This is a genomic window from Streptomyces sp. NPDC046859 (assembly GCF_040645135.1).
Classification (GTDB): Bacteria; Actinomycetota; Actinomycetes; order Streptomycetales; family Streptomycetaceae; genus Streptomyces.
Map to the genome: position 1 here is coordinate 81017 of NZ_JBEYXR010000012.1, position 12637 is coordinate 93653.

General features: G+C 73.9%; 13 protein-coding genes and 1 riboswitch. Of the genes, 6 read left to right on the forward strand and 7 right to left on the reverse strand.

Annotation, left to right across the window (positions count from 1 at the left end; translation table 11 throughout):
• Positions 1–9: 9 nt before the first annotated feature.
• A complete protein-coding gene (locus ABZ899_RS19490) occupies positions 10–588 on the reverse strand; it encodes a 2'-5' RNA ligase family protein (protein WP_361347445.1) in 579 nt (192 codons plus the stop codon).
• Between the two features lie 205 nt (positions 589–793).
• On the reverse strand, positions 794–1861 hold the full coding sequence (trpS, locus tag ABZ899_RS19495; RefSeq protein ID WP_361347448.1) for a tryptophan--tRNA ligase: 1068 nt from the start codon (positions 1859–1861) through the stop codon (positions 794–796).
• An 89-nt stretch (positions 1862–1950) separates the two neighbouring features.
• On the opposite strand from trpS, the gene ABZ899_RS19500 reads away from it, so the two are divergent.
• The 4 genes from ABZ899_RS19500 to ABZ899_RS19515 all read left to right on the forward strand — a co-directional run bounded on the left by ABZ899_RS19500 (position 1951) and on the right by ABZ899_RS19515 (position 5077).
• The gene (locus ABZ899_RS19500) at positions 1951–2553 is read left to right on the forward strand and encodes an RNA polymerase sigma factor (RefSeq protein ID WP_361347451.1); all 603 of its coding nucleotides are present in this window, start codon (positions 1951–1953) and stop codon (positions 2551–2553) included.
• Positions 2546–3391 (forward strand): hypothetical protein, encoded by an 846-nt coding sequence (locus ABZ899_RS19505; protein ID WP_361347454.1) that lies wholly within the window; start codon positions 2546–2548, stop codon positions 3389–3391. The genes ABZ899_RS19500 and ABZ899_RS19505 overlap by 8 nt, the downstream gene beginning before the upstream one ends.
• A 199-nt stretch (positions 3392–3590) precedes the next feature.
• Entirely contained in the window at positions 3591–4262 is a 672-nt protein-coding gene (locus ABZ899_RS19510; RefSeq protein WP_361347457.1) for a hypothetical protein, read from the forward strand.
• Between the two features lie 35 nt (positions 4263–4297).
• Positions 4298–5077: a hypothetical protein gene (locus tag ABZ899_RS19515; RefSeq protein WP_361347460.1), complete on the forward strand. Its 780-nt coding sequence runs from the start codon at positions 4298–4300 to the stop codon at positions 5075–5077.
• 25 nt (positions 5078–5102) lie between these two features.
• On the opposite strand, the gene ABZ899_RS19520 is transcribed toward ABZ899_RS19515, so the two are convergent.
• From ABZ899_RS19520 to ABZ899_RS19530, 3 genes are all read right to left on the reverse strand, one after another.
• Complete coding sequence (locus tag ABZ899_RS19520; RefSeq protein ID WP_361347463.1) at positions 5103–6551, reverse strand: glycine hydroxymethyltransferase; 1449 nt, start codon at positions 6549–6551, stop codon at positions 5103–5105.
• Positions 6552–6582: 31 nt separating this feature from the next.
• Positions 6583–6679: riboswitch (ZMP/ZTP riboswitch) on the reverse strand.
• A 97-nt stretch (positions 6680–6776) separates the two neighbouring features.
• Positions 6777–7961: a glutathionylspermidine synthase family protein gene (locus tag ABZ899_RS19525; RefSeq protein WP_361347466.1), complete on the reverse strand. Its 1185-nt coding sequence runs from the start codon at positions 7959–7961 to the stop codon at positions 6777–6779.
• 13 nt (positions 7962–7974) lie between these two features.
• Positions 7975–8319, reverse strand: a complete 345-nt coding sequence (locus ABZ899_RS19530) for a hypothetical protein (protein ID WP_361347469.1) — start codon at positions 8317–8319, stop codon at positions 7975–7977.
• 128 nt (positions 8320–8447) lie between these two features.
• On the opposite strand from ABZ899_RS19530, the gene ABZ899_RS19535 reads away from it, so the two are divergent.
• Entirely contained in the window at positions 8448–9314 is an 867-nt protein-coding gene (locus tag ABZ899_RS19535; RefSeq protein ID WP_361347472.1) for a hypothetical protein, read from the forward strand.
• Between the two features lie 314 nt (positions 9315–9628).
• On the opposite strand, the gene ABZ899_RS19540 is transcribed toward ABZ899_RS19535, so the two are convergent.
• Entirely contained in the window at positions 9629–11020 is a 1392-nt protein-coding gene (locus tag ABZ899_RS19540) for a PLP-dependent aminotransferase family protein (RefSeq protein WP_361347475.1), read from the reverse strand.
• A gap of 46 nt (positions 11021–11066) precedes the next feature.
• On the opposite strand from ABZ899_RS19540, the gene ABZ899_RS19545 reads away from it, so the two are divergent.
• On the forward strand, positions 11067–11591 hold the full coding sequence (locus tag ABZ899_RS19545; protein WP_361347478.1) for a carboxymuconolactone decarboxylase family protein: 525 nt from the start codon (positions 11067–11069) through the stop codon (positions 11589–11591).
• A gap of 83 nt (positions 11592–11674) precedes the next feature.
• Here the strand turns inward: ABZ899_RS19545 and ABZ899_RS19550 are convergent, their stop codons facing one another.
• Complete coding sequence (locus ABZ899_RS19550) at positions 11675–12637, reverse strand: ABC transporter substrate-binding protein (protein ID WP_361347480.1); 963 nt, start codon at positions 12635–12637, stop codon at positions 11675–11677.

Sequence of the window (12637 nt, forward strand, 5' to 3'; positions counted from 1 at the left end):
GGACGGCGGCTACGACGCCGGGATGGACCCGCGCTCGACGTGCCCGGCCTGCGGGGGCACCACCGGGCCGCCGAAGGCGAAGTCCCGCAGCCTGCGCCAGACGCCGTCGGCGCCCTGCTCGTACAGGGCGAAGCCGGTGCAGGGCCACTCGGCCCGGTAGTCGGCCAGCTCCTCGAACGCGCGGTCCATCGACTCCTCGTCGATGCCGTGGGCGACGGTCACATGCGGGTGGTACGGGAACTGCAGCTCGCGCGCGACGGGCCCGGAGGCGTCCCGGACCTGCTTCTGCAGCCAGGTGCAGGCCTCGGCGCCCTCGACGACCTGGACGTAGACCACCGGCGACAGCGGCCGGAAGGTGCCCGTGCCGGACAGCCGCATCGGGAAGGGGCGCCCGTTCGCCGCGACCTCCGCCAGATGCGCCTCGATCGCGGGCAGCAGCGAGGAGTCGACCTCGGTCGGCGGCAGCAGCGTGACATGGGTGGGGATGCCGTGAGCCGCGGCGTCGCCGAAGCCCGCGCGCCGCTCCTGGAGCAGGCTGCCGTGAGGCTCCGGGACCGCGATCGACACACCGATCGTTACGGTCCCCACGTCGTCTCCTGTCGTTCGTCGGTGAGTCCGCCGTCGCGGAGCTCGTGCCCGTCGGGTGAGCGCGGGTGACGGCCGATGCCGTCACCCGTTATCGACTGTACGGCCACGGCCCCGCCGCGGGCAGGCGCAACCGAAGTGATGTGCAGCGCTGTGCGGTGGTACGGCCGGCGTAGCACCGCGTCCCGCCGCCCCCGGTGGGGCGGGGTCAGTGCTTGGCGGGCAGGAAGCCCACCCTGTCGTACGCCAGGGAGAGCGTCTCCGCGGCGACGGCACGTGCCTTCTCCGCCCCCTTGGCCAGGATCGAGTCGAGCGTCTCCGGGTCGTCCAGGTACTGCTGGGTGCGCTCCCGGAAGGGCGTCACGAACTCGACCATGACCTCGGCGAGGTCCGTCTTGAGCGCACCGTAGCCCTTGCCGTCGTACTTCTGCTCCAGTTCCCCGATTCCCGTACCCGTGAGGGTCGAGTAGATGGTGAGCAGGTTGCTGACGCCCGGCTTGTTCTCGACGTCGTAGCGGACGACGGTGTCGGTGTCGGTGACCGCGCTCCTGACCTTCTTGGCGGTGGCCTTCGGGTCGTCCAGGAGGTTGATCAGGCCCTTCGGCGTGGACGCCGACTTGCTCATCTTGATCGACGGGTCCTGGAGGTCGTAGATCTTCGCCGTCTCCTTGAGGATGTACGGCTTCGGGAGCGTGAAGGTCTCGCCGAAACGGCTGTTGAAGCGCGTGGCGAGGTCACGGGTGAGCTCGATGTGCTGGCGCTGGTCCTCGCCGACGGGGACCTCGTTGGCCTGGTACAGCAGGATGTCCGCGACCTGGAGCACCGGGTACGTGAACAGGCCGACCGAGGCGCGGTCCGCGCCCTGCTTGGCGGACTTGTCCTTGAACTGGGTCATCCGGCTGGCCTCGCCGAAGCCGGTGAGGCAGTTCATGACCCAGGCGAGCTGGGCGTGCTCGGGGACGTGGCTCTGCACGAACAGCGTGCAGCGCTCCGGGTCGAGTCCGGCGGCCAGCAGCTGGGCGGCGGCGAGCCGGGTGTTGGCGCGCAGCTCGGCCGGGTCCTGCGGGACCGTGATCGCGTGCAGGTCGACGACCATGTAGAACGCGTCGTGGGTGTCCTGGAGCGCCACCCACTGGCGGACGGCGCCGAGGTAGTTGCCGAGGTGGAACGAACCGGCGGTGGGCTGGATCCCGGAGAGGACGCGCGGGCTGCCCGGCACGGCGGAGCCGTTCCCCTGAGGGTGGTCGTGGGCGGCGAGTGGGCGATCAGTGGCCATGTCCACCATTCTCTCAGGTCCCGGGAGCCGGTCCGGAACGAGCCACGACCGGATGGGAACCGATCTGGTCCGGGCGGTGTACCAAAGATGTGAGGACGCGGGAGGGGGGCCGCATCGTCGATGAGGCCGCGGTGATCGCACGCGTACGCGCCGGGGAGCCGGAGGCGTACGCGCGGCTGGTGCGGGCTCATACGGGTATCGCGCTCAGGGCGGCCGCCGCGCTCGGCGCGGGTGCGGACGCGGAGGACGTGGTGCAGCAGGCGTTCGTCAAGGCGTACTGCTCGCTGGGCCGTTTCAAGGACGGCTCGGCCTTCCGGCCGTGGCTGCTGTCGATCGTGGCCAATGAGACGAGGAACACAGTGCGGGCGGCGGCCCGTCGGCGCACCCTCGCCGGGCGCGAGGCCGCGCTGGTCGAGGCGGACCCGCTGATACCGGAGGCGGCGGACCCGGCGGTCGCCGCGCTGGAGCGGGAGCGCCGGGCCGCGCTCCAGGCCGCCCTCGGCCGGCTGAGCGAGGAGCACCGCCTGGTCGTCACCTACCGCTACCTCCTGGAGATGGACGAGGGGGAGACGGCCCAGGCACTGGGCTGGCCCCGTGGCACGGTGAAGTCCCGGCTGAGCCGCGCGCTGCGGAAACTGGGGCGGCTGCTGCCGGAGTTCGAGCCTCGGGAAGGGGGTGCGGAGCATGGGTGACGGACAGCCGGCCGGCGAGGGCTCCGGCCTGCCCGAGGAACTGCGGGCGCTCGGGCGTTCTCTGGACGCGCGGGGCGGGCCGGACGGCGCCGAGACGATGGTCGAGCGGGTGCTGGCCGAGATACTCGCCGAGCACCTGTCCGTCGCGGCGTCCGAACCGCCGGGCCCGCGCGAGCGGCTGCGCGCGCTGCGCCGCTGGGCACGGGGGCGGTGGCGTGCTCTGACGGCCGCGCTGTGCGGCCTGCTGACCGTGCTCGTGCTCACGCCTCCGGTGCGGGCGGCCGTCCTCGACTGGTTCGGCTTCGCGGGCGCCGAGATCCGGTACGACCCGTCGGCGACGCCCTCCCCCGGTGCCCGGGTCCCCGGGTGCGGGCGCCCGGTGCCGCTCGCCGAGGTGGAGCGCCGCGCCGGGTTCGCTCCGGTGGTGCCCGCGCGGCTCGGGACACCGGACGCGGTCGCCGTCACGCGTGAGCCGCGCGACCGGTTCGTGGTCAGCCTGTGCTGGCACGAGGACGGGCGCACGGTCCGGCTGGACGAGCGGCGGGCGGGTCTGGACTTCCGCTTCGCCAAGACGGTCCGTGAGCAGCCGCGGTGGATCACGCTCGGCCCCGAGGGGACGGACGGCGAGGCGCCCGCCACGGCCCTGTGGTTCGCCCGGCCGCATCTGCTCTCCTTCTGGCTCCAGGACACGCACGGCCTGTTCGAGCGGAAGGTGCGCACAGCCGGACCGACGCTGCTGTGGGCGCATGAGGCCGGGGGCGGCACGGTGACGCTCCGGCTGGAGGGCGTCGAGGGGGCAGGGCGGGCGACGGAGATCGCCCGGTCCCTGGAGGAGTGAGGGCTCGCGTTCCCGGTGCCGGTCTCGATGCCCGTTGAGGAAAGGTGGGGCGGAGACGGGAACCGAGGGGGGCCGGGCGGTGTACCAGAAGTGACATGCGGCTCGGGGACGGGCCGCTCGGGGACCGCTCGGGTTGGGGGTTCGGATGTGGGGAGCCGGAGAGGGCCGCTCGCGGGGCGCGTGGCGCCGACTGGCGGGCGTGACAGGGGCGTTGCTCGCGGGCTGTGCCCTGCTGCTGTGGGGAGCGGCGCCGATGGCGTCCGCCGGAGGGCCGACGAGCGTGCTCCTGGCGGCGCCGGGGACTGAGCGGACGGCGTCGCTGTACCAATCCGACCTGCGGTACGCCGCGCTGGAGGAACTGCTCGGCACACCGGCCAGAGGCTCACGGGAGCAGCCGCCGGAGGAGGACCTGATGGCGGCCGATCAGGTCAACGTCACCTGGATGATCCACGATGTCACGCCGTGGCGCATCGACCGGGTCCATCGGATGGCCCGCGGACAGGACGTGTGGATCCGCAGGACGCAGGACGTCGCGCGCCAGACGAAGGGCACCTGGTACCGGGCCGCCCGTCCGGGCGAGCTGCGTGCCCTGCTCGACGACCTGGGCCTGCCGGGCGGGTCACCGGCGCCGATGGCGTCGGGGGCGGACGGAGGTCGGGAGGCCGCCACCGGCCCGGCGGAGGCGGTGGGCTCGGCACCTCCCGTGCGGTCGTCGTCCGGGCCGGGCGCCGGTACGGGGTGGTGGTGGGCCGTGCCGGGCGCGGTGGCCGGAGCGGTCCTGGCGCTGGGCCTGCGCCCGCTCGTGGCCCGGCGCCCCTGGGACCGGCTGCGCGGTGAGCCGGGGCCGCGTCAGGAACTGCGGGACGTGTGACCGGCGGGGCGGGGCATCGGCCGAGGGGGGGAGCCATGGCGGCGACGGAGGCGGGGCGCGGCCGGGGCGCAGGGCGCCGGCGGTGGGGTGCGGGCGGATCGCGGCGGGGCCGGGGTGTGGTGCTCCTGCTGGTGTGGGGGGCACTGGTCTGCGGGCCCGTGGCGGTCGCCTCGGCGGCGCCGGCGCGGGTGCGTGACGTTCCCGATGTGGCCGTGGTCGTCGCGGGCACCGGCGGGCGGACGACGGCGCTGCGCTCCGGCGACCGCGACTTCGCCCGGCTGTGGCAGCTGTTCCAGCCCGCCTACGTGGGGACGGAGCGGGTGCCCGAGGAGTGGGTCGAGGGGCGTCATCCGCCGGTCCGGCTGACCGTGTTCTGGGGGCTGACGGGCGTCGGGGGCTGGCCGCGGACGGACCGGGCGCCCGGCGGGGACGTGGCCCTGCGGCGGCAGGATCAGCTGTTCGTGGCCGGCGACGGCACCCCTTGGGTGCGCTCGGACCTCGCACCGGACGTCGAGGACGACGACATCCGCTGGCATCGCGCGCCGCGGTCCGTGCTCCAGCGGCTGGAGCGGGGGCGGCTGTTCGGCGCGGCGACGGGCTCCCCGGCGACGGAGACCGTCGCCGGGGGCGGAGACGGGGACGCGAAGCGCTCCGGGCCGGGTGCGGGTGAGGTGCGGTGGGCGGTGGCGGGGCTCGTCGTCGGGCTCGCGGGCGGGGCGGGCGGGACCGCGCTGATACGCCGCGCGGCGGCCCGGCAGGCAGCCGGACCGCCGCGGGAGGGGCCACGCCAGGAGCTGATCGACCTGGACCGGTGAGGCGCCGGGGCGTCTCGCCGGGACGTCAGCCCAGGTCGACCTGCGGGTACAGCGGGAAGCCGGCCACGAGGTCGGAGGCCCGGTGGGAGATCTCGTCCGAGACCTTCGCGTCGAGGACGTGGGCCGCCTTGGAGGGGGCGCCCGACTTGGTGGTGCCCGGCTCGGTGGCGGTGAGGACGCGGTCGATGAGGGCGGCGACCTCGTCCATCTCGGCGGCGCCCAGGCCCCGGGTGGTCAGGGCGGGCGTGCCGATGCGGATGCCGGAGGTGTACCAGGCGCCGTTCGGGTCGGCCGGGATGGCGTTGCGGTTGGTGACGATGCCGGAGTCGAGGAGCGCGGCCTCGGCCTGGCGGCCGGTGAGGCCGTAGGAGGAGGCGACGTCGATCAGGTTCAGATGGTTGTCGGTGCCGCCGGTGACCAGGGTGGCGCCCCGGCGCGTCAGGCCCTCGGCCAGCGCCCGGGAGTTGTCCACGACGCGCTGGGCGTAGTCCTGGAAGGCGGGCTGCCGGGCCTCGGCGAGGGCGACGGCCTTGGCGGCCATGACGTGCGGGAGCGGGCCGCCGAGGACCATCGGGCAGCCGCGGTCCACCTGGTCCTTGAGGGAGTCGTCGCACAGCACCATGCCGCCGCGCGGGCCGCGCAGCGACTTGTGGGTGGTGGTGGTGACGATCTGGGCGTGCGGGACCGGGTCGAAGTCGCCGGTGAGGACCTTGCCGGCGACGAGACCGGCGAAGTGGGCCATGTCGACCATGAGGGTGGCGCCGACCTCGTCGGCGATCTCGCGCATGATCCGGAAGTTCACGAGACGGGGGTACGCGGAGTAGCCGGCGACGATGATCAGCGGCTTGAACTCACGGGCGGACACGCGCAGCGCCTCGTAGTCGATCAGGCCGGTGGCCGGGTCGGTGCCGTAGGAGCGCTGGTCGAACATCTTGCCGGAGATGTTGGGGCGGAAGCCGTGGGTGAGGTGGCCGCCGGCGTCCAGGGACATGCCGAGCATGCGCTGGTTGCCGAAGGCGCGGCGCAGTTCGGCCCAGTCGGCCTCGGAGAGGTCGTTGACCTGGCGGACGCCGGCCTTCTCCAGGGCGGGGGCCTCGACCCGGTCGGCGAGGACGGCCCAGAAGGCGACGAGGTTGGCGTCGATACCGGAGTGCGGCTGGACGTAGGCGTGCCGGGCGCCGAAGAGCTCCTTGGCGTGCTCGGCGGCCAGGGACTCGACGGTGTCGACGTTGCGGCAGCCGGCGTAGAAGCGGCGGCCGACGGTGCCCTCGGCGTACTTGTCGCTGAACCAGTTGCCCATCGCCAGCAGGGTGGCCGGGGAGGCGTAGTTCTCGGAGGCGATCAGCTTCAGCATCTCGCGCTGGTCGGCGAGCTCCTGCCCGATCGCGTCGGCCACGCCCGGCTCGACGGCGCGGATCACGTCGAGGGCGGCACGGAAGGCGGTGGACTCGGGAGAGAGGGACTCGGCTGGCATGGGGACCTCCGGACGTCGTGTGCAGCGTTCACGGGTCGGCCCAGGCGCACGGCACTCGGTCTGGACGGGGTCCAGGGGCCGCTCCCCGATGGTTGATCCATCCCAGCGCGCCAGTCACGGCCCGTGAGCCAGCCTACCGGGCAGGCCGGGCCGCAGGGCCGCACGTCCACGATGCGGGCCCGGCACCCGGGGTCGCTCGGGGCGGGCTGCCGGGCATGGGGGCCGTCAGAGGATCACGTGCGGGAGGAAGCGGGCGTACTCGTCGGTGATCGGTCCGGAGGACTCGCGGATGCCGAGGCCGGCCGGTTCGTCCTCGACCACCCAGGCGCCGAGGACGACGTGGTTGCCGTCGAACGTGGGCAGCGGGGCGAGTTGCTGGTAGCAGCAGGACTCGTCGCGCACCTCGGCGGGGGCGCCCTTCTCGTGCACGGTGACCCCGGCGCCCTCGCGGCCGAGCAGGGGCTTGGCGACGTAGCCCGTCGTGTGCGCCAGGTCGCGGGGGCCGTCGAGGTGGGCGGGCAGGAGGTTGGGGTGGTCAGGAAAGAGGTCCCACAGGACCGCGAGGAGGGCCTTGTTGCTGAGGAGCATCTTCCAGGCCGGTTCGATCCACAGCGTGGTGCCGGTGCCGCCGCCGTTGTCGAGGGTGTCGAGGACGTGCCCGGCGAAGCGGTCGGTGGTCAGCCACTCCCACGGGTAGAGCTTGAAGCAGCTGCGGATGAACCGGAGCCGGGTGTCGACGAAGCGGCCCGAGAGCCGGTCCCAGCCGATCTCCTCCATGGAGATCCAGCCGGTGTCCAGGCCGGCCTGCTCCGCGGTCTCCTTCAGATAGGCGACGGTCATCAGGTCCTCGCCGAGTTCGTCGGCCGAGGAGTACGCGAAGTACAGGGGGCAGCCGGGCGGGAGCCGGCCGGCCTGGCTCCTCCAGGCGGCGACCAGGCGTTCGTGGAGGGAGTTCCACTGGTCGGCGCCGGGGAAGCGCTCCTGCATCCAGAACCACTGGGGTGAGGCGGCCTCCACGAGCGAGGTCGGGGTGTCGGCGTTGTACTCCAGCAGCTTGGCCGGCCCCGTGCCGTCGTAGCGCAGGTCGAAGCGGCCGTACACCGAGGGGAGTTCGGCGCGCCGGCGCCAGGACTCGGCGACCGCGTCCACGACACGCGGGTCGGTGATGCCGAGGTCGGCGAAGCGGTCCGCCGAGACGATGTGGTCGGCCGCGGCGAGGCACATGCGGTGCAGTTCCGCGACGACGTCCTCCAGCGCCTCGACCTCCTCCAGGGAGAAGACGTAGTAGGCGCTCTCGTCCCAGTAGGGGCGCAGGGAGCCGTCGGGGTGGCGGGTGAGGGGGTAGACGAGGCCCTGCTCCTCGACCGTCCGCTGCCAGCCGGGGCGGGGTTCGATCGTGCGACGCCGCATCGGGCGCTCCCGGTCAGCCGCCGCCGCTGCCGGAGCAGCCGAAGCCGCCCCGGTCGACGGCCTCGCTGCGGCTGAAGGTGCCGGAGTCGGCGCGGCCGCCGGACACGTCCGCGTCGTAGTACCAGGCGGCGTCGGCCCGGCCGGACGTCTTGCGCCCCTTGCCGGAGGAGGAGCCCGCACCGCGGCCGGACGCGCAGTTCTTGTCCGCGACGACCTTGTAGCCCTCGTAGGTGCGGCTGTCCCGGTCGACGCAGCGCCGGTCGGGATCGGAGCCGCACGAGGTCAGGGCCGCGGCGATGACCCCCATGCCGCCGAGCACGACCGTGCTGGAGCGCAGCCGTCGTCGTCCTTCCGCCATCTCTGTCTCCCCCGCCGAGATCTTTTGTCCGTGGCTTGTCAGGCTGACAGCCTAGTGACCTGGTGGGCGCGTCGGCGTCGTCGGGCTGGCGTTCCCCCCTCCCCTAGAGTCGCTTTGTGCTGTTGGGGATGGTTTGCGCGTTGGGTGCGGCGCTCTGCTTCGGAGCGGCGACCGTGCTGCAGGCGATGGCCGCGCGGACGGCGAGCGCCCAGGGCGGTGGGGGCGGCGAGGCGGGCGTGCTGCTGCGCTCGCTGCGGCAGTGGCGCTATCTGGCCGGTCTGGGGCTCGACGGACTCGGGTTCGTGCTGCAGGTCGTGGCGTTGCGCTCGCTGCCCATCCACGCCGTGAGCGCCGCGCTCGCGTCCAGCCTCGCGGTGACGGCGGTCGTCGCGGCCCGGCTGCTGCGGGTGCGGCTGAGCCGCGCCGAGTGGGGCGCGGTGGCCGTGGTGTGCGCCGGTCTGGCGATGCTGGGCATCGCCTCGGGGGCGGAGGGCGACCAGGGGGGTTCGGACGCGCTGAAGTTCGCGATGCTCGGGGTGGCCGTGGCCGTGCTGGGCGTGGGTCTGGCCGGGGGCCGGCTGCCGGAGCGGGGGCGCGGGCTGGTGCTGGGCCTCGCGGCCGGGTTCGGCTTCGGGGTGGTGGAGGTGTCGGTACGGCTGATCGACTCGGCAACACCCGGGCGTCTGCCGGCCGACCCGGCGACGTACGCGCTGCTGCTCGGCGGTGGGGCCGCGTTCCTGGCGCTGACCTCGGCCCTCCAGCGCGGCTCGGTGACCGTGGCCACGGCGGCCCTGGTGATCGGGGAGACCGTCGGCCCGGCGCTGGTGGGCGTGGTGTGGCTGGGCGACCGCACCCGGGAGGGGCTGACCTGGCTGGCGGTGCTCGGGTTCCTGGTGTCGGTGGCGGGGGCGCTGGCACTGGCGCGCTTCGGGGAGGCGCCGCCGCCGGACGCCCCGGCGATTTCCCCGGGTGCTGCCCGGAGGCCCGGGACCTGACGCCGTCCCCGGCGTTGCGCTGTACCGCCGGCGGGCGGCCGGAGCGGACAGGGGGTGGTCATGGGGCCGGACGACGCACAGATCGTCCAGGTGTTCAGCCGCGAGCCCAGGGGGAGCGATCGCGGACATCGCGCTGGACCCGAAGAAGGACGGCGAGATCGCGCCGGAGGCGGAGGCCGGCGGGACGCTGCGCCAGAACGGGCAGGTGCGGTGCGGTGGGGTGGCGCTCGGGCTGAGGCCTCGTACGCGTGGGGCGGGCGCCGGGCGGGCCGATGATGTATCCGGTACCTGTACGGGGCCGGGCGGGCCTTCGCTCAGGGCAGCACCCTGCACAGCGCCTCCAGGGTTCCCGCCCACGCGTGGTCCGGCGGCGTGCCGTAGCCCACGACCAGGGCGTCGAGGGGCTCGGCCACGGCCTGCTCGTGGCGGTAGAAGCCCAGGCCGTGCAGGGCCAGGTGCTGCCAGGCGGCCGCCTGGACGACCGTGCGCTCGGTGCCGGGCGGGAGGCGCAGGACGGCGTGCAGGCCGGCGGCGATGCCGGTGACGGGGATGTGGGGGGCGTGGGTGGCGAGGGCCCGCACCAGGGCGTCCCGGCGGCGCCGGTAGCGCAGGCGGGCCGCGCGGACGTGCCGGTCGTAGGCGCCGGAGGTGAGGAACTCGGCGAGGGTCAGCTGGTCGAGCACCCCGCAGGTGTCGGAGCCTCCCTTGGCCTCGGTCACCTCCTCGACCAGCGCGGGCGGCAGCACCATCCAGGCCAGCCGCAGGCCGGGGGCGAGGGACTTGCTGGCGGTGCCGAGGTGGACGACATGGCCGGGGTCCAGGCCCTGGAGGGCGCCGACGGGCTGGCGGTCGTAGCGGAACTCGCCGTCGTAGTCGTCCTCGAGGACCAGTCCGCCGGTGTGGCGCGCCCACTCCACGACGGGGGTGCGGCGGCTCTGGTGCAGGGGCACTCCCATGGGGAACTGGTGGGCGGGGGTGAGCAGGACGGCTCCGGTGCCCTCGGGCAACTCCCCCGGGTCCGTGCCGCGTTCGTCGAAGGGCAGGGCCGGGGTGGCCAGACCGGCCGCCGTCAACTGCCGCCGGTGCGGCGCGAGGCCGTACGACTCCACGGCGACCGCCCGTACGCCGCGTGCCCGCAGCACCTCGCCGAGCAGGCGCAGACCGTGCAGGAACCCGGAGCACACCACGATGTGCTCGGGGTCGGCGCGCACGCCCCGGGCGCGGGCGAGGTAGCCGGCGAGCGCGGTGCGCAGTTCGGGCCGGCCGCGCGGATCGCCGTAGCCGAGGGCCTGGTGGGGTGCGGCGAGGAAGGCCCGGCGGGCCGCCCGCAGCCACTCCGTCCGCGGGAACGCGGCGAGGTCGGGTGTGCCGGGGACAAGGTCGTGGGCGGGGCGGGGGCTCTCCGGGCGGGGTGGGACGGGGGCGCCGGGCGGCGGGATCACCGGGCGGTCGGCCACCCGGGTGCCCGACCCCTGCCGTGCGGTGAGCCAGCCCTCGGCGACCAGGTCGGCGTAGGCGTCGGCGACGGTGTTGCGGGCGACGCCGAGGTCGCCGGCGAGGGAGCGGGAGGACGGCAGCCGGGTGCCGGGCGCGAGCCGGCCGGTGCGCACGGCCTCGCGCAGGGCGTCGGTCAGGCCCCGGCGCAGCCCGGGGCCCGCGGGGTCGAGGTGCAGGTCGATGCCGAAAGTGGCCCAGCGTTCCGCCATGGAAGTGGACCATACTCCTGGGCTGCCTCGCTCCTAGGGTCGAAGCATGACGAACACGACGACCACCGCGGCCACCACGGCCCCCGCCCCCGAGTCCTACGCCGCCGAGCGGCCCGCCCGTCTGGAGTGGGTCCGGCACTCCCCCGAGGTCTACAAGGCGATGGTCCGCCTGGACGCCGCCGCCCGTAAGGGCCTCGACGCCCGGCTGCTCGAACTGGTGAAGGTCCGCGCCTCACAGCTCAACCACTGCGCCTACTGCCTGGACATGCACTCCAAGGACGCCCTCGCGGCCGGCGAGAGCGTCGAGCGGATCGTGCAGCTCGGTGCCTGGGAGGAGTCGCGGCACTTCTATACGGAGAAGGAGTGCGCGGCGCTGGAGCTGACGGAGGCCGTCACGGTCCTCACGGACGGTTTCGTGCCGGACGAGGTGTTCGAGCGGGCCGCCGAGCACTTCGCGGAGGCGGAGCTGTCCCAGCTGATCGCCGCGATCACGGTGATCAACGCCTGGAACCGCTTCGGCGTGACCTGCCGTCTGACCCCGGGCCACTACCGGCCGGGGCAGCACGGCTGAGCCGCGAGCGGCCGGAGCCCGGCCCGACCCCGCCAGGGGCGGGGTCGGGCCGGGCTCCGGCGGGTGCGCTGCCGTCGTGCGGGTCAGGGCAGCCACTTCCTCCAGACGGACTCGTGGCGGTCCACCCACTTCCTCGCCGCCTCCTCGGGGGACAGCTTCTGCTCGGCGATCAGCAGCGAGACCTCGTTCTGGTCCTCGGTCGTCCACGTGAACTTCTTCAGCAGGGCCGCCGCGTCACCGCCGCTCTTCGCGAAGTCCGCGTTGAGGTACTTCTGAAGCGGGGTGTGCGGGTAGGCGCAGGCGACCTTCTCCGGGTCGGCGTCGCAGCCCTCCTTGTAGGCGGGCAGCTTCACCTCGGTCATCGGGACCTTCTCGAACAGCCACTGCGGCTCGTACCAGTACGTCAGGAAGGGCTTCTTCTCCTTGGCGAACTGCTTGATCTGGGTGATCTGCGCCGCCTCGGAGCCGGCGAACACCACCTGGTAGTCCAGGTCGAGGTTCTTCACCAGCGCCTTGTCGTTGGTGACGTAGGACGGCGAGCCGTCCATCAGCTGGCCCTTGCCGCCGCTCTCCGCGGTACGCAGCCGGTCGGCGTACTTGTTCAGGTTCTTCCAGTCGGTGACGTCCGGGTGGGCCTTCGCGAAGTACGTCGGGACGAACCAGCCGATGTGCCCGGTGACGCCCAGGTCGCCGGCGTTCACGATCGTCTTCTTGTCCTCGACGTACCGCTTCTCCTCGTCCGGGTGCCCCCAGTCCTCCAGGAGGGCGTCGACCCGGCCCTGGCTGAGCGCGTCCCAGGCGGGCACCTCGTCGATCTGCACGGTGTCGACGCGGTAGCCGAGCTTGTGCTCCAGGAGGTACTGGGCGACGGCCACGTTGGCCTGGGCGCCCACCCAGGACTGCACGGACAGGGTGACGGTCCGGGCGCCCTGCGCGTTGGCGAACGGCGACGCCTGCTTGGTCATGTCGGCGGCACCGCAGCCGGTGAGCAGCGCCAGCGAGGACGCCAGGGCCACGGCGGCCGTCGTACGGATGCGCGGACCCAT

Bases quoted from the DNA above. Each gene is read 5' to 3' on its own strand.
- trpS (WP_361347448.1), bottom strand. From the start codon at position 1,861: ATGGCCACTGATCGCCCACTCGCCGCCCACGACCACCCTCAGGGGAAC.
- ABZ899_RS19505 (WP_361347454.1), top strand. From the start codon at position 2,546: ATGGGTGACGGACAGCCGGCCGGCGAGGGCTCCGGCCTGCCCGAGGAA.
- ABZ899_RS19515 (WP_361347460.1), top strand. From the start codon at position 4,298: ATGGCGGCGACGGAGGCGGGGCGCGGCCGGGGCGCAGGGCGCCGGCGG.
- ABZ899_RS19520 (WP_361347463.1), bottom strand. From the start codon at position 6,551: ATGCCAGCCGAGTCCCTCTCTCCCGAGTCCACCGCCTTCCGTGCCGCC.
- ABZ899_RS19525 (WP_361347466.1), bottom strand. From the start codon at position 7,961: ATGCGGCGTCGCACGATCGAACCCCGCCCCGGCTGGCAGCGGACGGTC.
- ABZ899_RS19530 (WP_361347469.1), bottom strand. From the start codon at position 8,319: ATGGCGGAAGGACGACGACGGCTGCGCTCCAGCACGGTCGTGCTCGGC.
- ABZ899_RS19535 (WP_361347472.1), top strand. From the start codon at position 8,448: ATGGTTTGCGCGTTGGGTGCGGCGCTCTGCTTCGGAGCGGCGACCGTG.
- ABZ899_RS19540 (WP_361347475.1), bottom strand. From the start codon at position 11,020: ATGGCGGAACGCTGGGCCACTTTCGGCATCGACCTGCACCTCGACCCC.
- ABZ899_RS19545 (WP_361347478.1), top strand. From the start codon at position 11,067: ATGACGAACACGACGACCACCGCGGCCACCACGGCCCCCGCCCCCGAG.
- ABZ899_RS19550 (WP_361347480.1), bottom strand. From the start codon at position 12,637: ATGGGTCCGCGCATCCGTACGACGGCCGCCGTGGCCCTGGCGTCCTCG.